General features: G+C 68.1%; 29 protein-coding genes and 1 tRNA gene. 16 read left to right on the top strand and 14 right to left on the bottom strand.

All coding sequences use genetic code 11. The annotated features are described in order from the left end of the window. The first annotated feature begins 35 nt into the window (after positions 1–35). Positions 36–1,424 carry a class II fumarate hydratase gene (fumC, locus tag GGQ87_RS10975; protein WP_168047760.1) on the top strand — a complete coding sequence of 463 codons (1,389 nt, stop codon included), beginning with the start codon at positions 36–38 and terminating at the stop codon, positions 1,422–1,424. Beyond that, positions 1,388–2,101, top strand: coding sequence for a phytanoyl-CoA dioxygenase family protein (locus GGQ87_RS10970; protein ID WP_168047758.1), 714 nt, complete (start codon positions 1,388–1,390; stop codon positions 2,099–2,101). Before fumC ends, GGQ87_RS10970 begins: the two co-directional genes overlap by 37 nt. Before the next feature lie 35 nt (positions 2,102–2,136). Here GGQ87_RS10970 and GGQ87_RS10965 read toward each other — a convergent pair whose 3' ends face one another. Then, positions 2,137–2,370 (bottom strand): DUF2171 domain-containing protein, encoded by a 234-nt coding sequence (locus GGQ87_RS10965; RefSeq protein WP_168047756.1) that lies wholly within the window; start codon positions 2,368–2,370, stop codon positions 2,137–2,139. 71 nt (positions 2,371–2,441) lie between these two features. On the opposite strand from GGQ87_RS10965, the gene GGQ87_RS10960 reads away from it, so the two are divergent. Together GGQ87_RS10960 and GGQ87_RS10955 are read left to right on the top strand one after the other, a co-directional pair. Further along, positions 2,442–2,618, top strand: coding sequence for a DUF4169 family protein (locus GGQ87_RS10960; RefSeq protein WP_168047754.1), 177 nt, complete (start codon positions 2,442–2,444; stop codon positions 2,616–2,618). Between the two features lies 1 nt (position 2,619). Beyond that, entirely contained in the window at positions 2,620–2,778 is a 159-nt protein-coding gene (locus GGQ87_RS10955; RefSeq protein WP_168047734.1) for a hypothetical protein, read from the top strand. Here the strand turns inward: GGQ87_RS10955 and GGQ87_RS10950 are convergent. Then, positions 2,775–3,716, bottom strand: a complete 942-nt coding sequence (locus GGQ87_RS10950) for a DMT family transporter (RefSeq protein WP_245161575.1) — start codon at positions 3,714–3,716, stop codon at positions 2,775–2,777. The two genes, GGQ87_RS10955 and GGQ87_RS10950, sit on opposite strands and share 4 nt — an antisense overlap. Before the next feature lie 89 nt (positions 3,717–3,805). Further along, positions 3,806–4,561: a Coq4 family protein gene (locus tag GGQ87_RS10945; protein ID WP_168047732.1), complete on the bottom strand. Its 756-nt coding sequence runs from the start codon at positions 4,559–4,561 to the stop codon at positions 3,806–3,808. A 114-nt stretch (positions 4,562–4,675) separates the two neighbouring features. Between GGQ87_RS10945 and GGQ87_RS10940 the strand changes: the two genes are divergently transcribed. Both GGQ87_RS10940 and GGQ87_RS10935 read left to right on the top strand, forming a co-directional pair. Further along, the gene (locus GGQ87_RS10940; protein ID WP_168047730.1) at positions 4,676–4,912 is read left to right on the top strand and encodes a ribbon-helix-helix domain-containing protein; all 237 of its coding nucleotides are present in this window, start codon (positions 4,676–4,678) and stop codon (positions 4,910–4,912) included. Between the two features lie 49 nt (positions 4,913–4,961). Continuing rightward, positions 4,962–5,675 (top strand): SIMPL domain-containing protein, encoded by a 714-nt coding sequence (locus tag GGQ87_RS10935; protein ID WP_342448349.1) that lies wholly within the window; start codon positions 4,962–4,964, stop codon positions 5,673–5,675. Positions 5,676–5,694: 19 nt separating this feature from the next. Here GGQ87_RS10935 and GGQ87_RS10930 read toward each other — a convergent pair whose 3' ends face one another. Both GGQ87_RS10930 and GGQ87_RS10925 read right to left on the bottom strand, forming a co-directional pair. Continuing rightward, positions 5,695–6,021, bottom strand: a complete 327-nt coding sequence (locus GGQ87_RS10930) for a hypothetical protein (RefSeq protein WP_168047504.1) — start codon at positions 6,019–6,021, stop codon at positions 5,695–5,697. Between the two features lie 3 nt (positions 6,022–6,024). Then, on the bottom strand, positions 6,025–6,228 hold the full coding sequence (locus tag GGQ87_RS10925; protein WP_168047726.1) for a flagellar basal body-associated FliL family protein: 204 nt from the start codon (positions 6,226–6,228) through the stop codon (positions 6,025–6,027). A 120-nt stretch (positions 6,229–6,348) separates the two neighbouring features. Between GGQ87_RS10925 and GGQ87_RS10920 the strand changes: the two genes are divergently transcribed. The 4 genes from GGQ87_RS10920 to GGQ87_RS10905 all read left to right on the top strand — a co-directional run bounded on the left by GGQ87_RS10920 (position 6,349) and on the right by GGQ87_RS10905 (position 10,891). Next, positions 6,349–8,688 (top strand): ATP-dependent helicase, encoded by a 2,340-nt coding sequence (locus GGQ87_RS10920; RefSeq protein ID WP_168047724.1) that lies wholly within the window; start codon positions 6,349–6,351, stop codon positions 8,686–8,688. Continuing rightward, positions 8,688–9,173 carry a hypothetical protein gene (locus GGQ87_RS10915; protein ID WP_168047722.1) on the top strand — a complete coding sequence of 162 codons (486 nt, stop codon included), beginning with the start codon at positions 8,688–8,690 and terminating at the stop codon, positions 9,171–9,173. The genes GGQ87_RS10920 and GGQ87_RS10915 overlap by 1 nt, the downstream gene beginning before the upstream one ends. Before the next feature lie 106 nt (positions 9,174–9,279). Next, positions 9,280–9,561 (top strand): hypothetical protein, encoded by a 282-nt coding sequence (locus GGQ87_RS10910; protein ID WP_168047720.1) that lies wholly within the window; start codon positions 9,280–9,282, stop codon positions 9,559–9,561. A 19-nt stretch (positions 9,562–9,580) separates the two neighbouring features. Then, a complete protein-coding gene (locus GGQ87_RS10905) occupies positions 9,581–10,891 on the top strand; it encodes a glycoside hydrolase 5 family protein (RefSeq protein WP_168047718.1) in 1,311 nt (436 codons plus the stop codon). A gap of 40 nt (positions 10,892–10,931) precedes the next feature. Here the strand turns inward: GGQ87_RS10905 and GGQ87_RS10900 are convergent, their stop codons facing one another. Together GGQ87_RS10900 and GGQ87_RS10895 are read right to left on the bottom strand one after the other, a co-directional pair. Beyond that, positions 10,932–11,177 carry a DUF378 domain-containing protein gene (locus GGQ87_RS10900; protein WP_168047716.1) on the bottom strand — a complete coding sequence of 82 codons (246 nt, stop codon included), beginning with the start codon at positions 11,175–11,177 and terminating at the stop codon, positions 10,932–10,934. A gap of 85 nt (positions 11,178–11,262) precedes the next feature. Next, positions 11,263–12,450 (bottom strand): low temperature requirement protein A, encoded by a 1,188-nt coding sequence (locus tag GGQ87_RS10895; protein ID WP_168047714.1) that lies wholly within the window; start codon positions 12,448–12,450, stop codon positions 11,263–11,265. Positions 12,451–12,493: 43 nt separating this feature from the next. Between GGQ87_RS10895 and GGQ87_RS10890 the strand changes: the two genes are divergently transcribed. From GGQ87_RS10890 to GGQ87_RS10880, 3 genes are read left to right on the top strand one after another with little or no spacing between them, the layout of a single operon-like run. Continuing rightward, positions 12,494–13,846, top strand: a complete 1,353-nt coding sequence (locus GGQ87_RS10890) for an O-antigen ligase family protein (protein WP_342448348.1) — start codon at positions 12,494–12,496, stop codon at positions 13,844–13,846. Continuing rightward, positions 13,812–15,944 carry a DNA topoisomerase IV subunit B gene (gene parE / locus GGQ87_RS10885; protein ID WP_168047710.1) on the top strand — a complete coding sequence of 711 codons (2,133 nt, stop codon included), beginning with the start codon at positions 13,812–13,814 and terminating at the stop codon, positions 15,942–15,944. Before GGQ87_RS10890 ends, parE begins: the two co-directional genes overlap by 35 nt. 35 nt (positions 15,945–15,979) lie before the next feature. After that, positions 15,980–16,774: a hypothetical protein gene (locus GGQ87_RS10880; RefSeq protein WP_168047708.1), complete on the top strand. Its 795-nt coding sequence runs from the start codon at positions 15,980–15,982 to the stop codon at positions 16,772–16,774. Positions 16,775–16,787: 13 nt separating this feature from the next. On the opposite strand, the gene GGQ87_RS10875 is transcribed toward GGQ87_RS10880, so the two are convergent. The 4 genes from GGQ87_RS10875 to GGQ87_RS10860 form a co-directional block, all read right to left on the bottom strand. Further along, positions 16,788–17,303, bottom strand: a complete 516-nt coding sequence (locus GGQ87_RS10875; protein WP_168047706.1) for a SixA phosphatase family protein — start codon at positions 17,301–17,303, stop codon at positions 16,788–16,790. 52 nt (positions 17,304–17,355) lie between these two features. Beyond that, positions 17,356–18,606, bottom strand: a complete 1,251-nt coding sequence (locus tag GGQ87_RS10870; protein ID WP_168049200.1) for a glycosyltransferase — start codon at positions 18,604–18,606, stop codon at positions 17,356–17,358. 133 nt (positions 18,607–18,739) lie between these two features. Next, a complete protein-coding gene (locus tag GGQ87_RS10865) occupies positions 18,740–18,934 on the bottom strand; it encodes a type II toxin-antitoxin system antitoxin (RefSeq protein WP_168047704.1) in 195 nt (64 codons plus the stop codon). A 1-nt stretch (position 18,935) separates the two neighbouring features. Beyond that, positions 18,936–19,826: an SPFH domain-containing protein gene (locus tag GGQ87_RS10860; protein WP_168047702.1), complete on the bottom strand. Its 891-nt coding sequence runs from the start codon at positions 19,824–19,826 to the stop codon at positions 18,936–18,938. Positions 19,827–20,024: 198 nt separating this feature from the next. Here GGQ87_RS10860 and GGQ87_RS10855 point away from each other — a divergent pair, with 198 nt between their 5' ends. The 3 genes from GGQ87_RS10855 to GGQ87_RS10845 all read left to right on the top strand — a co-directional run bounded on the left by GGQ87_RS10855 (position 20,025) and on the right by GGQ87_RS10845 (position 23,817). Further along, the gene (locus tag GGQ87_RS10855; protein ID WP_168047700.1) at positions 20,025–23,333 is read left to right on the top strand and encodes an autotransporter outer membrane beta-barrel domain-containing protein; all 3,309 of its coding nucleotides are present in this window, start codon (positions 20,025–20,027) and stop codon (positions 23,331–23,333) included. A 59-nt stretch (positions 23,334–23,392) separates the two neighbouring features. After that, positions 23,393–23,469: transfer RNA gene (locus tag GGQ87_RS10850), tRNA-Val, on the top strand. A 75-nt stretch (positions 23,470–23,544) separates the two neighbouring features. Continuing rightward, positions 23,545–23,817 carry a hypothetical protein gene (locus GGQ87_RS10845; protein WP_245161574.1) on the top strand — a complete coding sequence of 91 codons (273 nt, stop codon included), beginning with the start codon at positions 23,545–23,547 and terminating at the stop codon, positions 23,815–23,817. A gap of 67 nt (positions 23,818–23,884) precedes the next feature. Here the strand turns inward: GGQ87_RS10845 and GGQ87_RS10840 are convergent, their stop codons facing one another. The 3 genes from GGQ87_RS10840 to queC are packed head-to-tail and all read right to left on the bottom strand — an operon-like array spanning position 23,885 to position 25,598. Then, positions 23,885–24,250: a 6-pyruvoyl trahydropterin synthase family protein gene (locus tag GGQ87_RS10840; RefSeq protein WP_168047698.1), complete on the bottom strand. Its 366-nt coding sequence runs from the start codon at positions 24,248–24,250 to the stop codon at positions 23,885–23,887. After that, on the bottom strand, positions 24,247–24,882 hold the full coding sequence (queE, locus tag GGQ87_RS10835; RefSeq protein WP_168047696.1) for a 7-carboxy-7-deazaguanine synthase: 636 nt from the start codon (positions 24,880–24,882) through the stop codon (positions 24,247–24,249). Before queE ends, GGQ87_RS10840 begins: the two co-directional genes overlap by 4 nt. Next, positions 24,879–25,598 (bottom strand): 7-cyano-7-deazaguanine synthase QueC, encoded by a 720-nt coding sequence (gene queC, locus GGQ87_RS10830; RefSeq protein ID WP_168047694.1) that lies wholly within the window; start codon positions 25,596–25,598, stop codon positions 24,879–24,881. Before queC ends, queE begins: the two co-directional genes overlap by 4 nt. Between the last annotated feature and the right edge of the window lie 57 nt (positions 25,599–25,655).

The raw sequence follows: 25,655 nt of genomic DNA, 5'->3' as shown, positions 1-25,655 counted from the left end.
CATCCTCCCGCCACGCCTGAAGAGCCTGCCGCGCCATGACGAACCGCACCGAAACCGACACCTTCGGCCCCATCGAGGTCGCCTCGGACCGCTACTGGGGTGCGCAGGCGCAGCGCTCGCTCGGCAATTTCAAGATTGGCGAGGAGAAGCAGCCCCTGCCGATCGTGCGGGCGCTGGGCATCGTCAAGCGCGCCGCGGCCGAGACCAATATGGCGCTGGGCAAGCTGGACCCGAAGATCGGCGAGACCATCGTCGCCGCCGCGAATGAAGTCATCGAAGGCAAGCTCAACGCCCACTTCCCGCTGGTGGTCTGGCAGACCGGCTCGGGCACCCAGTCGAACATGAACGCCAATGAGGTGATCTCGAACCGCGCCATCGAGATGCTGGGCGGCGAAATGGGCTCCAAGGCGCCGGTCCACCCCAACGACCACGTCAACATGAGCCAGTCGTCGAACGACACCTATCCGACGGCCATGCACGTCGCCTGCGCCGAGCAGGTGGTGAAGACGTTGATCCCGGCGCTGAAGCATCTGCATGCGGCGCTGAAGGCCAAGTCGGACGCCTGGCAGGGCATCATCAAGATCGGACGCACGCACACCCAGGACGCCACCCCGCTGACGCTGGGACAGGAGTTCGGCGGCTATGCCCAGCAGGTCGCCAACGGCATCGAGCGGATCGAACAGACCCTCCCGAAACTGATGGAACTGGCGCAGGGCGGCACCGCCGTCGGCACCGGGCTGAACGCGCCGGTCGGGTTCGCCGAAAAGGTGGCAGAGCAGATCTCGGCCATCACCGGCCTGCCCTTCACCACCGCCCCGAACAAGTTCGAGGCGCTGGCGGCCCATGACGCCATGGTGTTCAGCCACGGGGCGATCAACACGGTCGCGGCGTCGCTGTTCAAGATCGCCAACGATATCCGCTTCCTCGGCTCAGGCCCGCGCTCTGGCCTGGGCGAACTGGCCCTGCCGGAGAACGAGCCCGGCTCGTCGATCATGCCGGGCAAGGTCAATCCGACCCAGTCCGAGGCGCTGACGCAGGTGTGCGTGCAGGTGTTCGGCAATCACGCCGCCCTGACCTTCGCCGGCTCGCAGGGGCATTTCGAGCTCAACGTCTTCAATCCGGTGATGGCCTACAACTTCCTGCAGTCGGTCCGGCTGATGGCCGACGCTGCGGTGTCGTTCACCGACAACTGCGTTGTCGGCATCGAGCCGCGCGAGGACAACATCAAACGCGGGCTGGAGAACAGCCTGATGCTGGTGACGGCCCTGAACGGCAAGCTGGGCTACGACGCCTGCGCCAAGATCGCCAAGACCGCGCACAAGAACGGCACCACCCTGCGCGAGGAAGCCGTGGGCGGCGGCTATCTGACGAACGAGGAGTTCGACGAATGGGTGCGGCCCGAGAAGATGATCTCGCCGGGGTGATCGACCGGGAGGGGTTCGGACGGGACGGGGCGCTGCTGTTCAGGGGCGTGCTCGGCTCTGAACCCCTCGAAGCGCTGCGAGCGTTTGCGAACGCGCAGACCGCCGGGCGTCCGGGTGGACGTGTTGTCGGGGACCCGTCGCTGACCAGCCTGTTGTCCGCTTCCGGTCGGGTGGGACAGATCGCAGCAGACCTGACGTCGTCGGGCGCGCGGCCGGTTCGGGCGGTCGTTTTCGACAAGACGAAAGAGGCAAACTGGATCGTGGCCTGGCATCAGGACCGCACGATCCCCGTGAGGCAACAGGTCGAGGCGGAGGGTTTCGGCCCATGGTCCAGCAAGGACGGAATTCTCCATGTCGCGCCCCCGTTTGAGGTGCTGGAGCGCATGGTCACGCTTCGGGTGCATCTCGATGACGTGCAGAATGATAACGCGCCGCTGAGGATCGCCATGGGCTCGCATCGGCTGGGGCGGGTTGCAGCGACCGATGCGGGTGCGAGCGCGGCGCGAAGGCCGCAGCAGGTCTGTCTGGCCGAGGCCGGAGACGTCTGGGCGTACAGCACGCCGATCCTCCATGCCTCGGACAGGGCCGTCACGCCCCGGCGTCGTCGCGTGCTGCAGGTGGACTACGCGGACTTCGATCTGCCGGGTGGGCTCGAATGGCGCGGGCTCGGCGACTAGTCAGCGTCCTCCAGAATTGCTCGACCTCGCGCCGATCAATGTTTCTCCGTCCAGCGCGCCTTGGCCTCATCCTTGGTGATGTTCAGATGAACGTGGGCGTCGACGTGGTCGACCCAGCTGACCGGGATCATGTGGTGTTTGAAGCCGGCGCCGAGGTCCAGCTTGGCCAGTTCGATCTGGTCGCCGTGGACATGGTCGACGCGGCCCACGTGCTCGCCGTCGGAGCCGACAACTTCTAGGCTTTCACGAAGGAGGGAGAGGTCTACCATGGTACGCTCCTGAGGCTTGGGTCGGCGGGAATACGTCCGCGGCTCAGCTCGGGTTGCATAACGGAGGCGTCATGGGCGAGGTCGTGAACCTGAACCGGGTCCGGAAGGACAGGGCCAAGGCGGAGAAGAAATCGACCGCGGCCGCCAATCGCGCGGCGCACGGCGTGCCCAAGGCCGTCCGGACGAAGACGGAGAAGGAGCGCGACCGCGCGGACCAGCTGCTCGACGGCGCCAAGCTGGAGGACTGACATGGGCGGTGTTCCGCAAAACCGGCACGGACTGATCCCGGTGCTGGTGGCCATCCGGGTCGCCGCCGAGCGCAAGCGTCGCAAGGCCGAGGCGGAGGCGGCCGCCGTTCAGAAAGACACCTCGCAACCGCCGAAGAAAAAGCGCGGCTGGTTCGGCTAGGCCGCCGAGATCTTCGGCGCGCGGATCAGCAGGACCTGTCCGGCCAGCACGAGGACGAGGCCAACCAGCGCTGGCCAGCCGAAATGCGCGCCCTCGAACAGGATCGACACCAGCATGGCGATCGGCGGCGTCAGGGCCGAGATGTAGCTGGCCAGCGCGTATCCCCGCGTGCGGGCGATGGTGAAATAGACCACGAAGGCAATCACCGAGCCGAACACGGACAGATAGAGCAGCGAGCCGATGTAGCGGACGCTCGGCTCGATCGACCATTCGACGCCCGTCACAAGCCCGTAGAGCGCCAGCAATCCCGTGCCATAGGCCATGGCCCAGGCCGTCGAGGGGATCACCGCCGAACCGGCGTTCTGGCCGCGCCAGGCGAAATAGTTGCCGAAGGCGGAGGCCGCGACGGCCGTCAGCGCAAAGCCGACGCCGGTGGCGCTGGCCTCGTCGAGACCCGCGCCGAGGATTTCCGAGCCGGACAGGACCGCCACCCCGACAACGCCGAGCGCGGCGCCGCCCCACGACAGCCAGGCGGCCTTCTGCCGGGCGGCGACCTTGAACAGGATCAGGTTCAGCAGGGCCAGCGACGCGAAGATGACGGCCACGATGGCCGACGCGATCCGGCCCTCGGCGGCGTAGGTGAAGCTGTAGCTGATGGAGAAGGCGAACACGCCCTGCCCCGCCGCGGCCAGATGCTGGTTCAGGGTCAGTTTGACCGACCGGCGCGTGATCAGACAGCCGGCGAAGATCAGGATGGCCGCCAGACCGAACCGCCAGACGATGGAGGCCAGCGGGTCCACCTGCCCGAGCTGAAGCGTGATCGCGAACCAGGTCGTGCCCCAGATTGTCGCGCACAGGGCCACGCCGCCGATCGCCAGCAGGGTGGCGCGGGACAGGCCCGACGGCGGCGGCGCGAGGGACTCGGAGGGAGCGGTCATGTCCGCCAAGTGGATGAGGCGGCGATCAGGCGCAAGCCGAGGATTTGTCCCGGCCGCACAAGCTGCGCTTATGACGTCCGGAAACCGCGTCAGGCCCTGAGTTTGAGTGCGGCGCGAGCTGCGGCAGGGATGCCGGCGTAGACGGTCGCCGGGCGGAGGTTCAGCCGGGCGCGGGCGCCGTCCAGAGGCTCGGCGAACAGAGCCTCATAGTCGAGGCCCGGTAGCCAGCGGGCGGCGCGGCCGTTGCGCCAGGCCTCAAACACGGCGTGGCGGGCCGGGATGGTGCGGTCCTCGCGCTGGATTTCCCGCGCGGCGCCCCAGCCGATGAAGGCGAAGCCGAGGTTGCGGGTCTGGGCGTAGGAGAAGGCCACAACGCAGGCCTCGCCCAGCGCGTCGGTCTCATAGCCCGTCAGCACATGCCAGATGTCGTGCACGTCGCGCAGGCGGCGCGAGTACCAGATGACAGGGTGCTGGGCGTCGACCAGCGGCGCGACCTTGCGCGCCTCGTCGGCCAGACCCTCGGCGGTGAAGCCGCGCGCCTCGCGGAAGTCCCGATAGGACGCGCCGACGGTGCCGGGGCCGAACCGCGACAGCCAGACGGGATCGTCGAGCTTGTGAGCCAGTTCCTCGCGCAGGAAGGCCTGCCGGCCGCCTTCCATGGTCCGGAGCATGCGATTGTAGCCGCGCGCGATCGACCGGCCCGAGAGGGCGCGCATGATCTCGAAGACCTGGGCGGTGTCTTCCTTGTTGCGCACCAGTCTGCGGAAGGCGCGGAAGGCCGTCAGCGGCTCGAGCCGTTGCGGACGAAAGCGGTCGTGGTCGGGGAAGTCGGCGACGGCGGTCATGCGGCGATCCTGCGCAGGGACGACTTAACATAGCGCGTCCGGCGCTTCAGGTGAACGGCGATCAGGAAGCAGCGACCGCTCGCCGCGGAGGGGCCGCTCAGCTAGGTTCGGCGCATGCTGAGGAAACGCTCCGTCTCCCTGTCCGGCCATGCCACCTCCGTGGCGCTGGAGCCCGCATTCTGGACCGTGCTGGACACGATCGCCGCGGATCTGGGCCTGACCTTCGCAGGCCTGATGAAGCGGATCGACGAGCGGCGCGGACGGACCCCTCTGGCCTCGGCCTGCAGGCTTCTGGCGCTGGCCTGGACCGGCGGCGACCGATCTTTCGCGGAACCCCGTTCGGGCGATTGACAGCCGAAATGGTTGGCGCATGGTCAAGCTTCCAGCAAGGACCACGCCCGTGTTCGACAAATCGCTTCTGCCCGCCGCCGTCTATGGAGGCCTGATCGCCGCGGGGTTGATCGGGGCGGGGGCGTTCATCGGGTCTGGCGTGGTCAATGCGCAGGTCGGCAACCGGCAGGTGACGGTGCGCGGCGTCGCCGAGCGCGATGTGGTCGCCGACCTCGCCGTCCTGACCTTGAGCTTCAAGGCGGCCAATGACGACCTGCCGACCGCCCAGGCGCAGATCGACCGCGACCTCGGTCTCGTCCGGGCCTTCCTGACGCGTCAGGGCTATCCAGAGGCCGCGGTGACCATCGGCCGGCTGCAGGTCGTCGACACGCGGGCGCGGGAATACAGCTCGGGCGAGAACGTCGTTCGCTACATCCTGACCCAGAGCGTCGTGGTGCGGACCACCGACGTGCAGAGGGTGGCGACGACCGAGCGTTCGCTGAACGATCTGGTGCGCCAGGGCGTCCAGCTCGACTTCGCCGCGCCCAACTACGTCTTCACCAAGCTGAACGATGTCCGGCCGTCGATGATCGCGGCGGCGACCGCCTCGGCCCGGTCCGGCGCAGAGCAGTTCGCCAAGGACTCGGGCGCACCGCTGGGCCCGATCCGGCAGGCGACGCAGGGATCTTTCGAAATCCTCGCCCGCGAGGACATCGACGACGAATCGACCTCGCTGAACAAGCGGGTCCGCGTGGTCGCGACCGTCACCTATCAGCTGCGCTGACGGCCGCGACGCGACGGGTCTAGTTGGCCGGGGCGGGCGACGGCGACGGCACGGTCGGGGGCTCGACCTCCGGCAGATCCGGCAAGTCAGGCATTTTTGGCGCGTCCGGCAGGCTCGGCGACGGCAGATCGACATCGACGTCGACCTTGGTGTCCGTGGCGCGGCTCAGGCCGCCGTTCGAGAAGACCACGATGCCGATGATGACCAGCACCACCAGCAGGCCGCCAACCAGGAAGCCGATCCAGCCTGAGCCGCCGCCGCGCTCGGCGGGCGGATTGTTGATCGTGGTGTGATGCACGACCTCGGGGCGGTCGTCGCGGGGCGGAGGCATGTTGGGATCGGTCATCGATCAGCCTCCGGTGCCGGGAACCGCCGGGGCCGAGACCTCGGGCAGGTTGACGTCGACATCGACCTTCTTCGTTTCCGGCGCGCCGCCGCGGGCGAAGACGAAATAAGCGATCACGGCCAGAACGACGACGATGCCGCCGACGATGAAGGCCAGACCGGCGTTGCTCCCGCCGCCGCCGGTCGTGTTGTTGATGTTGTCAGCCATCGGTATCCCTTCCCTGTGACCCTCTGTCAGCCACCGGAACGACGGTCAGGCTTGACGGTTCCCGGAGCGTCCGGCGACGCGGGCGCTGACATCGGCCTCCGTGCCCCTTATGTTCTCCCGATGAGTCTGCCTGACGCCCCCTCCCCGCGTATCTCCGATCTCGCCCGCTCGCGCGGCCCCGGAGGCGTCGAGCCCTCGGCGCCGGCCGACTATCTGGCGGGGCTGAACCCCGAACAGCGCGAGGCCGTGGAGACGGTGGACGGGCCTGTGCTGGTGCTGGCGGGCGCGGGCACGGGCAAGACGCGGGTGCTGACGACGCGGCTAGCGCACATCCTGGCGACCGGGCGGGCGCGACCCTGGGAACTGCTGGCGGTCACCTTCACCAACAAGGCCGCGCGGGAGATGCGGGAGCGGATCACCCATCTGATCGGCCCGTCGGCCGAGGGGCTGCGCTGGCTGGGCACCTTCCACTCGGTGGCGGCGCAGATCCTGCGGCGGTATGCCGAGCTCGTCGGGCTGAAGTCGACCTTCACCATCCTTGACACCGACGACCAGGAGCGGGTCTGCAAACAGCTGCTCGAGGCGGCCAATCTGGACACCAAGCGGTGGACGCCCCGCTCGCTGAGCGGGCTGATCGACCACTGGAAGAACCGCGGCTGGACGCCCGAGAAACTCCCCTCGACCGAGGATTTCGCCAACGGCAAGGGACAGTCGCTCTACGCCGCCTATCAGGCGCGGCTGGTTTCCCTGAACGCATGCGACTTCGGCGACCTGCTGCTGCACAATCTGACCATCCTGTCGAAGCACGCGGATATCGCTGAGGAATACCGGCGGCGGTTCCGATACATCCTGGTCGACGAATATCAGGACACCAACGTCGCCCAGTATCTGTGGCTGCGGTTGCTGACCTCCTCGACCGGCAACGTCTGCTGCGTCGGCGACGACGATCAGTCCATCTATGGCTGGCGCGGCGCGGAGGTGGACAACATCCTGCGCTTCGAGCGCGACTTCCCGGGCGCCAAGGTGGTCCGGCTGGAGCGCAATTACCGTTCGACGCAGCACATCCTCGGCGCCGCCTCCGGCCTGATCGCCTCGAACAAGGGCCGCCTCGGCAAGACGCTGTGGACCGAGGACCAGACCGGCGACAAGGTCCGGGTGCGCGGGGTCTGGGACGGTGAGGCCGAGGCCCGGCTGATCGCCGACGAGATCGAGACCGCCCGGCGCCAGGGCGTCGGCTACAAGGACATGGCGGTGCTGGTCCGCGCCTCGTTCCAGATGCGCGCCTTCGAGGAGCGGTTCGTGCTGCTGGCGGTGCCCTACACCGTCATCGGCGGGCCCCGCTTCTTTGAGCGGGCCGAGATCCGGGACGCCCACGCCTATCTGCGGCTGATCCTGTCGGAGGACGACGACCTCGCCTTCGAGCGGATCGTCAATGTGCCCAAGCGCGGCATCGGCGACACCAGCGTGCAGAAGGTGCTGCAGATCGCCCGGCTGTCGGGCGTGTCGGCCATGGCGGCGGTCCGCGACCTGCTGGGTTCCGACGAGCTGCAGGCGCGGACGCGGACGGCCCTGTCCAACTTCGTGCGCGACATCGATCGCTGGCGTCAGTTCGCCCAGACCTCGACCCACTGGGAGCTGACCGAGACGGTGCTCGAGGAGAGCGGCTACACCGACATGCAGAAGGCCGACCGGGCGACCGGCCAGACCCGGCTCGACAACCTGAAAGAGCTGACCCAGTCGATGCAGGCCTTCGACAGCCTGACCGCCTATCTGGAGCACGTCTCGCTCGTTATGGACCTCGACCGCGGCGACGCGGCGGACTCCGTACAGATCATGACCCTGCACGGCGCCAAGGGGCTGGAGTTCCCGCTAGTCTTCCTGCCGGGCTGGGAGGAAGGCGTCTTCCCCAGCCAGCGCAGCATCGACGAGAAGGGCGAGAAGGGGCTCGAGGAGGAGCGCCGGCTGGCCTACGTCGGCGTCACCCGGGCCAAGCAGGACGCGCGCATCTCATTCGCCGCCAACCGGCTGGTCTATGGCCGCTGGACCTCGCAACTGCCGAGCCGGTTCGTCGACGAACTGCCCATCGACCACGTCGAGGCCGAGAGCGACACCGGCTACTACGGCGTCACGCCCGGCATGAAGGAGGCCAAGAGCCGCTGGGACGAGATGCCGACCTTCGGCTCCGGCTATTCCTCCCCCGGCTGGAAACGGGCGCAGTCGTTCACCGCAGGCCGGTCGCCCACCGACCGTCCTGCCCGCCACGCCCTGATCGAGGGCGACGGCCGCCTGGTGGCCACCGCCGACCCCAAGGCGGGCTCCGGCTGGTCCAAGGGCGAGCGGGTCTTCCACCAGAAATTCGGCTACGGCCACGTCACCGGCATCGAGGGCAACAAGCTGCTGGTCGCCTTCGACAAGGCGGGTGAGAAGAAGGTTATCGATACGTTTGTGGAGAAGACGTGATGCGGTGGGCGGCCGTTGTCCTGGCGTTCGCCACGATCGTCAGCGTGATCGGCGTCTCGTCAGAGGTTCGCGCCGCCTGCGAACGCTATCCGACCGTCGGGGAAGAGTTTGCGGCGTCTGATTTCGTGTTCATCGGCCGTGTGACCTCGGGGCGGATGGACTGGTCGACGACCGAACCCGGCGAGTTCAGTGGCGTCGAGTACGTCGTTCAACCCCTCAAGACCTTCAAGGGGGAGCCGCCGACCGAGATTCTGCTCTACAGCGAAAACAGTAGCGGTCGCTTCCCGATGATGGTGGCGGGTTGGTATCTGCTGTTCGTGGGTCCGGCATATGAAATGGGCTTCGCGGAGGAAACACGGCGCGAGCGTGCGGTCAGCGTATGTGGGCATTCCTTTCCTCTGCTGACCGTCCCGATGGCCTTTGAGCCATTCCCTACCGAGCTGACCTTCGGCCAGGCCATGTCGTTGGCGCCTGCTCCCGACTGATTGGCCAGAACCCCGCGGTTGGGTAGGCTGCTCCGTTCGGACGATGGCGTTATTCCTGACTTCGGCGGGATCAGACATCCCGTTGAGACCTCTTGGAGAAGACCTGATGCGTATGCTGGTTCTCGCCGTCTCGGGCGCCATCCTCGCGGGCTGCGCGACTGCCTCCTACAGCGACGACGCAGTCGCCCGGTTCGTCGAGCGGGGCGAGATGTGCGAGCACTGGATGGGCGAGGAGCCGTATGACGCGGAGCGGCGGGCGGAGATCGAGCGCAATCTGCGGGAGCTTCGATGCACCACCGTCCGCCGCGACGGCGAGGCTCTGAAACTCAGCCGCAAGGACCGGCCGGAGGACATCCGCCGAATAGATCAGGTGCTGGAAGGCTTCTGAGGCGCCCGGAGGCCCCGCCATGATCACCCGCCGCGCCGCCCTCGCCGCTTCAGCCGCCGCCTTCGCCATCGGCGGCGCCGCCACCGCTCGCCCCGCGCCGCCCGCCGGCTTTGCGCGACGTGAAGGCATGGCGTTGACCCTCGACGGGCGGCCCTACCGGTTCGTGGGCGCCAACCTCTGGTACGCGGCATGGATCGGCGGGCAACCGCGGCTGGGACGGGAGCTGGACCGGCTCGCCGGCCTTGGCGTGACCAATCTGCGCATCGCCGCCTCGGCCGAGCAGTCGCCGCTGAAGAACTCCGTCCGCCCCGCCTTCCGCGACGAGACCGGCGCATATGACGAGCGGCTGCTCACCGGCCTCGACCATGCGGTTGCCGAGATCGGGCGGCGCGGCATGAAGTCGGTGCTCTACCTGACCAATTTCTGGGAGTGGTCAGGCGGGATGGCGACTTACCTGCTGTGGACCAACGGCGGCCGCTACATCGACATGAACGACCCGGCCCATCCGTGGCCGGAATTTCCGGACTTCGTCGCGGGCTTCTACGGCAGCGAGGCGGCCATCGCCCTGTATCACGACCATGTCCGGCGCATCATCGGGCGGGTGAACAGCGTGACCGGCGTGGCCTATGCCGACGACCCGGCGATCATGGGATGGCAACTGGCCAACGAACCCCGTCCCGGCGGCAGCGACGCGGTCGGCGACCGGACGCTGGCGGACTTCCACGGCTGGATCGGCTCAACCGCGAAACTGATCCGCTCGCTGGCGCCGCACCAGCTGATTTCGACCGGCGGCGAGGGATTGAAGGGCTCGCTGGAGCGCGAGGCCCTGGTCGTCTCCTCACAGGCGTTCGACGAGATCGACTACACGACCGCCCACGTCTGGCCTGGCAACTGGGGCTGGCTGAACCGGACCGACATGGCCGGCACCCACGCGCGGGCGATGGAGCAGTCGGCGGACTATGTGGCCCGCCACGTCGAACTGGCGCGGCGTCTCGGCAAGCCGCTGGTGGTCGAGGAGTTCGGCTATCCCCGCGACGGCGACCGCTATGGCGGGGACGTGCCGACGACGATGCGGGACGCCTTCTACACCATGGTGCACGGCGCTGTGCTGGCGAGCGCGCGCGAAGGCGGGCCACTGGCGGGATCGAACTTCTGGGCCTGGAACGGAGAAGGCCGGGCGGCGCATCCGGATGCCCGCTTCCGTATCGGCGACGACGCCTTCCTCGGCGATCCGCCACATGAGCCGCAGGGATGGTACGGGGTGTTCGACAGCGACGCCTCTACGCTGGAACGGATCCGCGCCCACGCCGCCGAACTGGCGCGGGTCTGAGCGGAGGCGCGGCGGGCCCGAAAGCCCGCCGCCGCCGGTCTTACATTCGCACCGAGGTGGCGCGGTGATTGGCCTCGGCATGGGGTTCGCCGATGCGGAAGGCCTTCATCAGCGGCATGATCTGCAACAGGGCCGACAGGCCGACGAGGACATAGATCAGACGCGACAGGGCCGAGCCGTCGCCGAAGATCGCCGCCACCAGATCGAACTCGAAGGCGCCGACCAGGCCCCAGTTGATGCCGCCGACGATCAGCAGGATGAGAGTGAGAAGATTGAGCGCTTTCATGGATACCTCCTTGGTGTCCGGTAAAGCGGCGGCCATGGCCTGATGTTCCCGACCTTGCGTTGAAAAGCCGAGTAGTTTTCGCAGGTTAGCTTGGCCGTTTCTTCTTCGGGGCTGCTTTGTGGGGGGTCGGTCGCCGGGCCAGACTCTCCCACGCCGCCACCCCGACCAGCACCGCCGTCGCCGACGCGGCCAGCCCCGCCGGCGTCAGCCACGGCACGGCGAAGATGAGCGCCGCCAGAGCCGCCACTCCGGCCAGCCGCGACGGCGACCAGACGCCGAAGCTCGCCAGCTTGAACGTCAGCGCCCCGATCAGAAACAGCATGGGGCCGCCGATCAGGGCCATGGCTGCGGGAAACTCGATGGGGCCGCCCGGGTGGCTGAGCGACAGCTCGTCCCCGACCGCCGTGCCGATGACCCCGGCCACCACGAGGATCGGCGCATAGGTGTAGGCGCGGCGGGCGACGCGGCCGGAATCGTCGGACTGCTCGATGGCGTCCGACGCCGCCTGATGCGCCCGGGCGAAATAGATCCACCACATGGCCAGTGTGCCGATGAAGGCCGCGGCGAAGGCGCCGACTACGGGCGCGGTCCAGTTCAGGCCGGCGAAGGTCGCGCCCATCACCAGCACCGACTCGCCCAGACAGATGATGACGAACAGGCCGACGCGCTCGGCGAGATGCTCGCCCTGCACCTCCCACTCGCTGGTGTGCGAGCGGCCCAGTCCGGGCACCCAGAAATAGCAGGCGGGCCCGGCGAACTCGAGCGCGACCGCCACCAGCCAGACGGCGAGCCGAGCCCCGTCCTGAAGCACTCCGCCCACGATCCAGAGCAGGCCCCCGGCCGCGGCCCAGACCGTGATCCGACGGAAGTTCGCGTGCATCGATTTGTCGTGCCGCACGGCCCGAAGGGTGAAGAGCCCCCGGCCGACCTGAAGCGCCGCGAAGGCGCAGGCGAACACCAGTCCCTTCTCGCCGAAGGCCTCGGGCAGGGAGGTCGACATGACCAGACCAGCCGCCATCAGGGCGAACAGCAGCAGCCGGACGTGCGGGTGTTCTGGGTCCAGCCAGTTGGTGATCCAGCTGGTGTCGATCCACGCCCACCACAGGGCGCACAGCATGATCGCGCCCTGCAGCGCGCCCATCCACGTCAGGTGCTCGAGCAGGGTGTGCGAAATCTGGGTGACAGCGAAGACGAAGACGAGGTCGAAGAACAGCTCGATGAAGCCGACCTTCGCGGGCTGCCCTCCCTTTTCGCGCAGCAGACTGCCGGCCATTCGCTCCAACCCTTCGTTAAGCCCGTTGGCCGACCCTGCACGGGTGCGCGAATCCCGTCCAGACGCGGTGCTGATCGAAACCGCTCCCAGTCTCTGGGAGCGGGCGATCTGCGTCGTCATCATCGCCATGATGACCGGCGCCCTGATCGGGCCGGTGTTCGCCCCGCTGCAGGAAGAGACGCCGGTGCTGCGTCTGGTGTGGCTGCCGGCCTATGCGGCGATCTTCGGCATGGCCCTGTTCCGCATCGACCGGCTCTGGCGCGCCTGGCCCGCGGCGATCGCGTTGGTGATGCTGGTCGGACTGGCCTTCGCGTCGCGCTATTGGTCGATCGACTTCGCCACCACCAGCCGGCGGGTCATCGCCCTCGCCATCAGCGGGGTCTTCGCCCTCTATCTGGGCGCGGTATTCAGAGGGCCGCATCTGCCGCGCCTGCTGATGCACGCGGCGCTGCTGATGGCCGTCGGCAGCCTGATCATGGTCTTCGCCTTCCCCTCCATCGGCGTGCACCAGTACGACAATGCCGGCCTCTGGCGCGGGCTCTGGTACGAGAAGAACCAGATGGGGGCGGTGATGGTGATCGGCGCTACGGCCTCCGCCGCCTGCCTCGCCTCGCCGGACCCGCGCCGGCTGTTGCCCGCCATCGCCCTTGTGCTGGCGAGCGGGCTGGTGCTGGCCACCCAGTCGAAGACATCGCTGCTGTGCCTGATGGTCGGCCTCTCGATGATCGGAGGCTTCTGGTCGCTCAAGCGTGGCGGCGCCGCGTTCAGCGTCGTCGCCATCTGGGTCGCCGTGGTCGTGGCCGGGGGCGGACTGTGGCTCTGGGACACCCATTCGGTCGCGGTGCTCGAGGCGCTGGGCAAGGATCCCTCGCTGACCGGCCGCACCGAGATCTGGGACAGTCTGATGCGCAAGGTCGCCGATCGGCCGTGGACCGGCTACGGCTACGGCGCCTTCTGGGGACGGATCGGGGAGTCCGTGCCCGCCGACTGGGTCCGCAAGGAGACCGGCTGGATCGTGCCCAGCGCGCACAACGGCTGGATCGACCTGCTGGTGCAGCTGGGTTGGCCCGGCGCGGTGCTGGTCGGGGTGCTGATGGCGGCCACCGCCGCGGTCACGGTGCTGCGGTCCATGGGCCAGGGCATGCGCGAGGGCTGGTGGGCGCTGGGCTTTCTGGGCGCCTTCTTCGTGCTGAGCCTGTCGGAGTCGATCCTGCTGGCGCACCAGGGCCTGCCGTGGGTGCTGTTCCTCGCCGTGCTGACGCGCGCCATCCTGCCGGCGCCAAGCACCGCCGCCGTTCCGCTTGTGGAGAAGCGCGGCCGGGCCTACCAGACCGGTCCCCGAATCGCAGCACAGTATCGGTATGGGTCCCAACGCCGCGCCTTCCCTGTTCGATGACATCCCCGAGCCGCAAGGCCCGGCAGCGACGCCTGCCGCGATACCGACAGCCGATCCGGCGCTGACGCCACAGGCCGCCGCGCCCCGACCTGCACTCACGCCCGAACCGGCGCCTGCGCCGGTGGCCAGGCCGGCTGACGTCCCCTCCTCCGCCCCGCTGGCGGCGGCGACCGGCTACTCCGCCTCCTCGATCGAGGTGCTGGAGGGGCTGGAGCCCGTCCGCAAACGCCCCGGCATGTATATCGGCGGCACGGACGAGCGAGCGCTGCACCACCTGTTCGCGGAAGTCCTCGACAACGCCATGGACGAGGCCGTGGCCCGCCATGCGAAGCAAATCCGCGTGGATCTGGACGCCGACGGCTTCCTGTCGGTCTTCGACGACGGTCGCGGCATCCCCGTCGACCCGCACCCGAAACACCCGGGCAAGTCGGCGCTCGAAGTCGTCATGACCGTGCTGCACTCGGGCGGGAAATTCTCGGGCAAGGCCTATGAGACCTCCGGCGGTCTGCACGGCGTCGGCGTGTCCGTCGTCAACGCCCTGTCTGACCGGCTGGACGTCACGGTGTGGCGGGACGGCTTCGAGTGGAAGCAGTCCTTCTCCAAGGGCCATGTGCTGGGGCCGATCCAGCAGGTCCAGCCGTCGAAGAAGCGCGGCACCCTGATCCGCTTCCACCCGGACGAGGAAATCTTCGGCGTCGGCGCGGCCTTCAAGCCCGCGCGGCTGTTCCGCATGGCGCGCTCCAAGGCCTATCTGTTCCGCGGCGTCGAGATCAAATGGACCTGCGCCCAGGAGCGCATCACCGACGCCACCCCGACCAGCGCCACCCTGCACTTCCCCGGCGGCCTCGCGGACGCGTTGACCGAGCGGATCGGCGAGCTGGAAACGGTCACCCCCGCCTTCGCCGGACGCGTCGAGCGCAAGGGTGAGGCCGGCGCGGTCGAATGGGCGGTGAGCTGGTCGCCGATCGGCTTCGGGGAGGCGGACGGCTTCGTCAGCTCCTATTGCAACACGGTTTCGACCCCCGACGGCGGCACCCACGAGGCGGGCTTCCGCGCCGCGCTGGTCAAGGGCCTCAAGGCCTATGGTGAGCTGACCAATGAGAAGCGCGCCGGGCTGATCACCGCCGAGGACGTCATCGCCAACGCCGGGGCCATGATCTCGGTCTTCATCCGCAACCCGGAGTTCCAGGGCCAGACCAAGGACCGCCTGTCTTCGCCAGAGGGCGCGCGGCTGGTCGAACAGCTGATGCGCGATCCGCTGGATCACTGGCTGACCGAGAGCCCCAAACAGGCCAACACCCTTTTGGGCTTCGTCATCGAACGCGCCGAGGACCGTCTGAAGCGGCGCAAGGACAAGGAAGTCCAGCGCGCGGCCGCCACGCGGAAGCTCCGCCTGCCGGGCAAGTTGTCGGACTGCTCGCGCCAGTCCGCCGAGGGCACCGAACTGTTTATCGTCGAGGGCGACTCGGCCGGCGGTTCGGCCAAACAGGCGCGCGACCGCACGACCCAGGCCATCCTGCCCCTGCGCGGCAAGATCCTGAACGTGGCCTCGGCCACGGCGGACAAGCTGCGGGCGAACGTCGAACTGTCGGACCTTGCGCTGGCGCTGGGCGTCCAGCCGGGCAGCCGGTTCAACATCGAAGACCTGCGCTACGAGCGCATTGTCATCATGACCGACGCCGACGTGGACGGAGCCCATATCGCGGCGTTGCTGATCACCTTCTTCTATCGCGCGATGCCCGAGACGATCCGTCAGGGGCGGTTGTTCATGGCCCTGCCGCCGCTCTACCGGATTTCGGCGGGCCCGCTGTCGGAGTATGCCCGCGACGACGCCCACCGCGACGAGCTTCTGGCCACGGTGTTCAAGGGCAAGAAGGTCGAGATTGGGCGGTTCAAGGGTCTCGGCGAGATGATGGCCTCCCAGCTCAAGGAGACAACCATGGACCCGAAGAAGCGCACCCTCGCGAGGGTTACGGTGCCAGCTTCGGAAGACGAGATCGAAGACCTCGTCGAGCGGCTGATGGGCAAGAAGGCCGAGGAACGCTACCGCTTCATCCAGGACAACGCCCGCTTCGTGGTGGATGAGCTGGACGTGTGATGTCAGGATGGCTCCCGTAACAAGGGAGTCCATCCATGCGCCGCAGTCTCGCCCTGGCCTTCGCCCTGCTGGGCCTCGCCACGGCACCCGCCCTCGCCCAGTCCGCGCCCGATCCGGTTCCGATCGAGGAATGGTCGCTGGAGAAGGTCGGCGCCATGGGGCAGGCAATCTACCAGCAGGATGTGGCCGCCTGGGTCGCGACCGACGCCTTGCTGGCCCATCTCGCCGGCGCCCCGCCGCCGCCGGGAACCTCAGGCTGGATCGTCGTCGATGAGGGCGAAACCCAGCGGGTGCGTTTCGTCAGGCAGGACCAGGGGTCTCTGAAATCCGCCTTCGATGTGCTGGTGCGCGAGGGCCGGGCCGGCCCGGTCGAGGTGGTGGCCGACGGCGCCCTTTCGGCGCAGGAGAAGGCCAGCTTCCTCGCCCGCCAGACCGCCATCGCCAACATTGGCCGGCTCCGCTGTTCGCAGAGCTTCAACACAGTCGTGCTGGATGATTCGGACAGCGATGGGTGGCTTGTCTGGCTTCTGACCGCGACCACCGACGCGGACATCATACCGATGGGCGGCCACTACCGCTTCCGGATCAGCGCTGATGGCTCGACGGTGCTGCGGCGGGACATGCTGAGCAACGGCTGCCTGAACATGCCGCGCCAGCCGACGGACGACCAGGGCCAGCCCGTCGCTCTCGCCGTCTCGCAGATCGTGTCGCAAGGCCCCGTCGAGACGCACGTCTTCCTGTCGCTGCAGAACCGGATGCCGATCTATGTGATCGCCGGGGACCGTATTTTCGAGGTCAACGGTCCGCAGATCGGCAAGGTCGACCCCTAGCCGCGGTTCGGCCTCAGCAGGTCGTCGATGCGCCGTAGCGGCCGGGGATAGCGTGGGCGCGGCCCTCGCCCAGCAGATGCAGGGTGATCAGCCGGTCGTATTCGCAGTCCGGCATATCCGGCGCGTCGGTGTAGCCGAGCGCGCGGGCGATCAGCGGCACGGTGTTGCTGTGGCCGACGATGAGGATGACCGCGTCGTCCGGCGCCGCCTCGACCCTCGCCAGAATGGCCGCGAGGTGCGCCTGAACGCCGCCGTCCAGCGCGATGGCCTCGGAGATCACGGAATTGGCCTCCGCCGTCGGCGCGGCCGTCAGTCGGGTGCGCTGTAGCGGGCTGGTCAGGATGATGCTGGGATGGTCGTCGGCCAGTTCGGCGGACAGCGCCCGCGCCCTCGCCTGCCCGGCTTCGGACAGCACCGGATCGGCGCTGGCGTCGGCCTTTTCGGCATGGCGGACGATGATGACCGTCTGGGCCAGCGCCGAAGTGGCGCTCAGGAGGGTGATCGCGGCGGCGAGCAGAAGGCGTTTCATGGACGGTCCCCGTTTCCGGCCAGACTGACCGGGCGCGCGGCGTCTGTCGAGGTCAGTGTTCGGCCCACTCGCCCCGCGGCTCGACAAAGGCGCGTTCGCCGCTGACGTCGGCGTAGGTCATGCACAGGTCCTCGAACACCCGGCCCCACGAGAACCGCTCGACGGCCTTGACCCGGGCGGCGGCCCCGATGGCCTCGATGTCGCGGGCGAACAGCGCCTCGACGGCCGCCGCGTAGTGGACGGGATCGGCGCTCTTCGCCAACTGGCCGACGCTGTCGTCGACCGTCTCTTTGACCCCGCCGGCGTTGACCCCGACCACCGGGCGGCCACAGGCCATGGCCTCCAGCACGATCAGGCCGAACGGCTCCTTGTCGTTGGCGTGCACGAAGGCATCGCAGGAGGCGATGATCCGGGCGACAGCCTTGGGATTGGCCTCATAGGGCAGCGAGATGACGCGGTCCTCGGCCGGCAGGCCGGCCCCGGCGCCGACCAGCACCAGGTGATACGGCTCGCCGAGCCGCTGCACCGCCTCGATCAGCACATCGATGTTCTTCTCGCGCGCCGGACGGCCGGCGAAGCACAGCAGGCGGGCCGAGGCGGGCAGACCCAGCTTCTTCAGCAGCCAGTCGCGATCTCGGCGGTCCGGGCGGAACGTATCCACCTCGACGCCCAGCGGCTGGATGACGATGTCCTTGATCCCGGCCTCTTCCAGCCGGCGGGCGATGTAGCGGCTGGGCGAGACGACGCGGTCGAACTGGCCGAACAGCCGGGCCCAGCGCTTCTCGACCGGCTTCTTGGCCCATTCGCCGAAGTGCAGCGCGGCGAGGCCGGCGGGATCGGAGTGGCAGAAGCCGACCACCGGGCAGCCGGCCCGCTGCCCGGCCTCGAGGGCCCCCTGCCCCGGCGTATAGGGATCGCCAGCCTCGATCACCGACGGGTTCAGCGAGGCGACCCACGCGCCCCAGCGTCTCACGGAGGTGGGCCAGCGGTAGCCGTCGCCGAACGGAAGCTTGGTCGCGTGCAGCTGGACGATGCCGTCGTCGCCCGCCTTGTGGTGCTGACCCGGCACGACCAGCGAATGGGCCACGCCCGGCCGGTTGGCCTCCAGCCAGGATTTCTTGGACAGCAGGTAGCGCTTCACCCCGCCCGAACGCGGCGCATAGAGCATGGTGGTGTCGACCAGCCGGGGCCGACCATCCTCGCCCGCCGCCTTGGTGGCACGGAGAGTCTCGGAAACTTCCTCGTCCCAGCCCGGGATGAGGCGCAGTTCGCCCTCCTGAACCTCGAGACCCGCCAGGTTCATCAGTTCCTTCTCCGCTGCGCTGATCCCGAGAGGGCCAACGCGCTTGACCCGCTTCTGGATGCGGCGGGCCTTGCGGACCTTGGACATATGCGACTTCACCATCCGCGCGCCGTAGCGCTCGCGACGGCGAAGCTCAAGCTTCATCCTTGGGTTCGTCAGCCGGCGGAGGGTCTTCCTGCGGCGTCACCCCGCGCCGGGCGAGCGCCTCGCGCAGCAGGATCTCCACCTGGGCATTGACCGAGCGCAGTTCGGCGGCGGCCAATCGCTCGACCGCCGCCATCACCCCGGACGAGGCGCGCATCAGGAACGGCTTCCTGGAGCGCGCCATGTCAGCCGTACAGCGTCCCGGTGTTGACGACCGGCTGCGCCTCGCGGTCGGCGCACAGCACGACCAGCAGGTTCGAGACCATGGCCGCCTTCCGGTCCTCGTCCAGTTCCACGACGCCGCGCTCGTTGAGATCGGCCAGAGCGTTCTCGACCATGCCGACGGCGCCGCGCACGATCAGCCTGCGCGCCGACAGGACCGCCTCCGCCTGCTGACGCTTCAGCATCGCGCCGGCGATCTCCGGCGCATACGCCAGGTGCGCCAGACGGGCCTCGTCCACGGCCACCCCGGCGACGCTGACCCGGCCGACCAGTTCGTCGCGCAGGCGGCCCGCCACGTCCTCGGCGTCGGCGCGCAGGGTCAGTTCCGGCACGTCGGTTTCGTCCCCGTGGTCGTAGGCGTAGTGCGAGGCGATGTCGCGCAGGGCCGTGTCGACCTGGATGTTCACGAAAGCCTGATAGTCGTCGACATCGAACAGGGCCTGCGCCGAATCCTGTACGCGCCAGACCACATTGGCCGCGATCTCGATCGGGCTGCCGCGCTTGTCGTTCACCTTCAGCTTGTCGCTGGTCAGATTGCGGACGCGCAGGCTGATCTTCTTGCGGGTGTACCAGGGCAGAACCCAGCGCAGACCGGTCTTGCGGTCGGTGCCGCGGTAGTCGCCGAACAGCATAATCGCCATGCCCTCGTTGGGCTGCAGCGAATACAGGCCGCAGACCAGCAGCAGACCGATCACCGCCGTGACGATGCCCGCAACAACGAGAATGGCGTTGTCGGGATCCTGCGCCACCGTCACCGGTCCCCCGACGATAAGCAGAAGGCCGAGCAGCAGCATAAGCAGGCCGTTGGGGGTCGCCGCCGGGCGCTCGGTGGATTTCGAATGGGTCGTGGTCATCAGTCCCTCCAGAGTCGATATGAAAGTGATATCACTCTGCTTTCAAACTTGGCAATAGCCGCGCTTGCCATCATCGGCGGAGGGACGCGTTCGGCCTTGCATTCGCCTCAAATTCGAGAAACTTGAGGCAGGCTGGCGTGGTCCCTGTTAGAGGATCGCCGGCGTCTCTGTGCGTGTCGTCCACTGGGGTTTCTCCGAATGCGTATTATGCTTGCGACCGCGGTGGCGATCGCTCCCCTGATGGCGGCTTCCGGCGCCATGGCCGAGGTCGTCATATCGACGGCCCGCACAACGCCGATCACGACGGCCAATGCGACGGGCAGCGGCCCTGACAGCATCCGGATGACCTCGACGGGGTCGATTACGGTGAACAGCGGCGCCGCCGTGACGGTGAACTCCAGCCACAACTTCACCATGGAAGGCGGCGGAATCACCATCGATAACGGCGCGGCGGGCTCGACCGGCGTCCTGATCGAAGGCGGCAACACCGCCAACATCAGCATCCTCGGAACGATCGCGCTGCTGGATGACATCAACACCGAGACGGACACCGACACGGACAACGACGGCGACGACGACGGCCCGTTCGCTCACGGTTCGGACCACTACGGCGTCCGCCTGACCGGCGTGGCGCCCTTGGTCGGCAACATCAACGTCGGCAGCGGCGCCCAGATCGGCGTCGACGGCAACAGCTCCTACGGCATTCTGCTGGAGGCTCCGCTCACCGGTAATTTCGATATGTTCGGCGCCGTCACCGTCACGGGTGACAACAGCTATGGCGTCCGGGTGCTGGGTGACATCAGCGGCGACGTGCAGACGGGCGGGAGCATCACGGCCCGTGGCGCCGGCTCGGCCGCCCTGTCCGTCGAGGGCGACGTCGGCGGCGCGATGGTGATCCATTCCAATATCGCAGCCACCGGCTACCGCTACACTACCCGTCCGGCCGACCGGCCTGAAGGCTTCGTGGAAACGAGCCAGAACGACGAAGGCATCCTGTTCCTCGATGAACTCGACCCCGACGATCTGCTTCAGGGCGGACCGGGCGTCAGCATTCAGGGCAACATCGCCGGCGGCCTCGTGCTCGACCGTGGCCCCAGCTACTCAGGCCTAGGCATCGAGGGCGACGATGACGCCGACGGCGTCAAGAACGGCGACGAGGACGACGACGGCGACGGAACGCCCAACCGCACGGATACGGACCGCGACGGGGACGGCATCACGGACACCATCGAAACCACGGCGGCGGTCAACGTCTACGGATCGGCGCCGGCCATTGAAATCGGCTCGGCGACCCAGTCCATCACCCTTGGTAATGTGGGCACGGGCCTGAACGCCTACGGCTTCATCAACCGCGGCAACGTCACGGCCCAAGGCGTCTATGACGGCGTTGCGGCCAACGGGCTCGTCATCGGCGGCAATGCCGGACAGACGGTCGATCTCAGCGGCGGTATCCGCAACGAGGGCACCATCGTCGCCCTGTCGTTCGATGCAGACTCGACGGCCATCCGCATCGGCGACGGCACGACAGCCCCGAGCATCGTGAACACCAGCGCCATCACGGCCGGTTCGAACAGCGACCAGGCGACGACGACCACGGCGATCCAGATCGACGCCGGCGCGACGGTCAACAGCTTCGTCAACAGCGGCACGATCCTGGCCAGCACCGGCGGCGGGACGGCTGACACCTTCGGCATCCGGGACCTCAGCGGAACGCTGACCTCTGTCACCAACACCCGTTCGATCCAGGCGACGGTGAACGCCAACGCCGACAACGATCCGATCACCGGTGTCGCCACCGCCATCGATGTCAGCGCCAACACCACCGGCTTCACCCTGATCCAACAGGGCGTCGCGGCCACGCCGACGACCTCGAACCCCGACACGGACGGCGACGGCGTGCCCGACAACAACGAGCCGAACCTTGTCGGCGGGGTCAATCTGGGCAGCGGCGCCGACACCCTGGACATTCGCAACGGCTTCGTCCTCGGCGACATCTCCTTCGGCGCCGGCGCTGACACCCTGCTGATCTCGGGCGGCGCGATCGTGCGCGGCGCCCTCTCTGACGCCGACGGCGCCCTCGACATCAACGTCTCCAACGGCACGCTGGAGGGACGGCAGACCACCGCCGTAAACCTCACCAGCCTCAACGTCGGGGCGCAGGGCGACCTGATTATTACCGTCGACCCGGTCAACAACAGCTCGGGCGCCTTCAACGTCTCGGGCACGGCCACCCTGGCCGACGGCGCCGGTCTCGGTGTCCGCTTCACCTCGCTGCTGGACGCCCCCGACCGGTTCACCCTCATCGACGCCGGCACCCTGAACTACGGCGCCATCGACCTGAGCTCGATCGAGGCGAATTCTCCCTATCTGTACGTGGTGCAGGTTGGGGCCGATGTGCCGGCCGGACAGGTGTTCGCCGACGTTCGTCGCCGGACGGCCGAAGAAGCCGACCTGATCCCGGTCGAGGCCCAGCTGTTCGACTCCTTCTACGGCGCCATCGGCGCCGCCGACGCCGAGGACATCCGCAACGCCTTCCTGCGACAGACCAACCGCGACGACTTCCTGAACCTGTACGAGCAACTGCTGCCCGATCACTCCGGCGGTCCGCTGCTGTCGCTCGCGTCAGGCGTCGACGCCGTCACCCGCGCCCTCACCGGCCGCAACGCCGCGGCGGCGCCGGGCGAGACCAGCGCCTGGGTCCAGGAGATCAATTTCTACGCCGACAAGGACAAGACCGACACCTACGGCTTCCGCTCCGAGGGCTTCGGCGTCGCCGGCGGCATCGAGCGTGGCACGGGTCTCGGCAATGTCGGCATCTCGGCCGCCTTCACGTCTTCGGATCTCGAGGATCCGGAGTCCGAGGCCGAAGAGGTCCTGTCCGCCAGCCTGCTGGAGCTCGGCCTCTACTGGCGCGCCCAGGGCCAGTACTGGACGACCTGGGCCCGAGCCGCGGCCGGTTACGCCTCCTTCACGTCCGAGCGCCGCTTCGTCGGCGCCGGCCTGAACCTGTCGAACGAGTCCGACTGGAACGGCTTCACCCTGACGGCGGCCGGCGGCGTCTCCTACGAGCGCAACTTCGGCCGGTTCACCGTCCGGCCCGAGGCCTACGTCGAATACTTCGGCCTGAACGAGGACGGCCACCTTGAAGAAGGCGGCGGCGACGGCTTCGATCTAGAGATCGACGACCGCGAGGGCCACATGTTCTCGGCCACGGCCGCGATCAACCTCGGCATGAAGATGGGCCAGAACGACTGGCTGCGTCCGGAAATCCGGCTCGGCTGGCGCCAGAACATCTCGGTCGATCCGGGCGAAACCATCGCCCGCTTCCGCTCGGGCGGCGGCGACTTCACCCTGACGCCCGACACCATCGAGGGCGGCGGTCCGATCATCGGCTTCCGTCTGAACGTCGGCAACGAACTGGGCATGCTGTCGGTCAGCGCGGACGCCGAAATGATCGACGACTATGTCCGCTACATGCTGTTCCTGCGGGCCAGCTTCCGGTTCTAGGACACGGTCGCCCTCTGGACGCTGGCCGCCACGCGCGGCGAGCATCAGGGCAGAAGGACGGGCGGCTAGCTCAGCTGGTCAGAGCACCTCGTTTACACCGAGGGGGTCGGGGGTTCGAACCCCTCGCCGCCCACCACTCCTGTCCGGCCGCACGGCCGGTCAGGCGGCGTTCACCATTGCTCCGTCACGATGCGGCGTCGGGAGAGATTCGATGATGACCACGTTCAAGCGCACCGCCGCCCTGGCCGCCGTTCTCGGCGGCGCCCTGATGCTGCAGGGCTGTCTGGTCGGGGCCGTCGTGGGGACGGCAGGCGCTGTCGTCGGCGGCACGGTCAAGGCTACCGGCGCGGTCGTGGGCGCGGGCGTCGACGCCGTGACCACCTCCGACGAGGAGACCCGGGCCAAGCGCGAACGCGAGCAGCGCGAATACGAGCGCGAGCAACGCCGCTGCGAACAGCGGCAACGGCAGGGCCGCGACTGCTAGAGCGGGTTTTCCAATGGTCGAACTGATCGCGGATTCCTGACCGAAATGGCCACGAACGGGTCGCCGGCTACAGCGTAAGCACGCAGCGCTCGTGGATCGTCGGGCGAGCCACCGCGATACGGCACAGGCCCGGCCATTCGGGTTTCAGCCGGTCCGCGAACCACAGACACAGATGCTCCAGCGTCGGCAGCTCCAGTCCCGGCTTGTCGTTGAGCAGGCCGTGATCCAGTTCCTCGGCCGCCGTCTTCAGGGCCCGGTCCAGGGCGCCCAGATCCGCGACCCAGCCGTGGCCGTCCAGCGCCTCGCCGCGCACCGTCGCCTCGACCGAGAAGGAGTGGCCGTGCATGCGCCGGTACGGGCTGCCGTCGGGTTCGTTCGGGAAGTGATGGGCAGCGTCGAAGGTGGCCGCCTTGGTGATCTCGAAAACGCTCATCTTACGCCGATGTATTTGTGGGTCTGTACGCTGAGCCGCCATTTGGGGTGGGTCAGGCAATAGTCGATGGCCGCCGCCGTATTCGCCGCCTGATCCGGCCCGTCCATGGGCTGGAGCCAGAAGCGCTCGAAGGCGAGGTGTTCGAACCGGTCGGGCATGGCCTTGTCCTGGGGAAAGACCAGCTTCAGTTCCTGCCCGGCGGTCTGGAGTACCGGGGCGTCCGCCTTGGGACTGATGCAGATCCAGTCGATCCCGTCGGGCGCCGCCAGCGTACCGTTGGATTCGATCGCGATCTCGAAGCCTCGCGCATGCAGGGCCTCGATCAGGGCCGCGTCCAGCTGCAGCAGGGGTTCGCCGCCGGTGCAGATGACCAGTTTCGGGTCCCCTGCCCGCCCCCGCCACATCGCGGCGACATGATCGGCCAGGGCGTCCGCCGTCACGAACTTGCCGCCGCCGTCACCGTCGACGCCGACGAAATCCGTATCGCAGAAGGTGCAGACGGCGGTGGCGCGGTCGCGCTCCAGCCCATTCCACAGATTGCAGCCGGCGAAGCGCAGGAAGACGGCCGGGCGCCCCGCCTGTCCGCCCTCGCCCTGCACCGTCAGGAACACTTCCTTCGCAGAATAGGTCATGGCCGCGCTGCCCATTCGGCATGGCCGACAGCCCGCAGCTCGCACGCCGGGCAGTCGCCGCAGCCATAGCCCCAGGCCTGACGGTGCTCACGGTCGCCGCGGTAGCAGGTGTGCGACGCCTCGACGATCAGGTCCGTCAGCGGCTGGCCGCCCAGTTCATGCGCCAGCGCCCAGGTGTTCGCCTTGGTCAGGGCCATCAGCGGCGTCTCGATGACGACGGGCTTGTCCAGCCCGAGGCTCAGCACCACTTCCATGGCGTCAATGGTGTCGCGCCGGCAGTCGGGATAGCCGGAATAGTCGGTCTCGCACATTCCGCCGACCAGAACTTCCACTCCCCGCCGGTCGGCCAAGGCCGCTGCGCAGGTCAGGAAGACAAGGTTGCGGCCCGGCACGAACGTTGTCGGCAGGCCCCGCGCGTCCATCTCGATCGCGCGATCAGCCGTCAGCGCGCTCTCCGCGATCCGGCCATACCCGGTCAGGTCGACGATGTGGTCCGGGCCCAACCGGTCGGCGACGCCGGGCATGACGCCGGCCATGCCCTCACGCACCGCCAGCCGCGCCTCCATCTCGACCGCGTGGCGCTGCCCGTAGTCGAAGCCCACCGTCTCGACCCGCCCGAAACGCGTCAGCGCCCATGCCAGGCAGGTGGCGCTGTCCTGCCCGCCCGAGAACAGGACAAGCGCTGAGTTTGCAGGATTTTGCAGTGAATCGGGCATGACAAACCTGCGGTCGGCCGGTCGGCCGCGCGCATGAAAAGGGGTGATAGGGCCGCC

The organism is Brevundimonas alba, assembly GCF_011927945.1.
Lineage (GTDB): Bacteria > Pseudomonadota > Alphaproteobacteria > Caulobacterales > Caulobacteraceae > Brevundimonas > Brevundimonas alba.
This window is presented reverse-complemented; position numbering and strand designations above follow the sequence as displayed.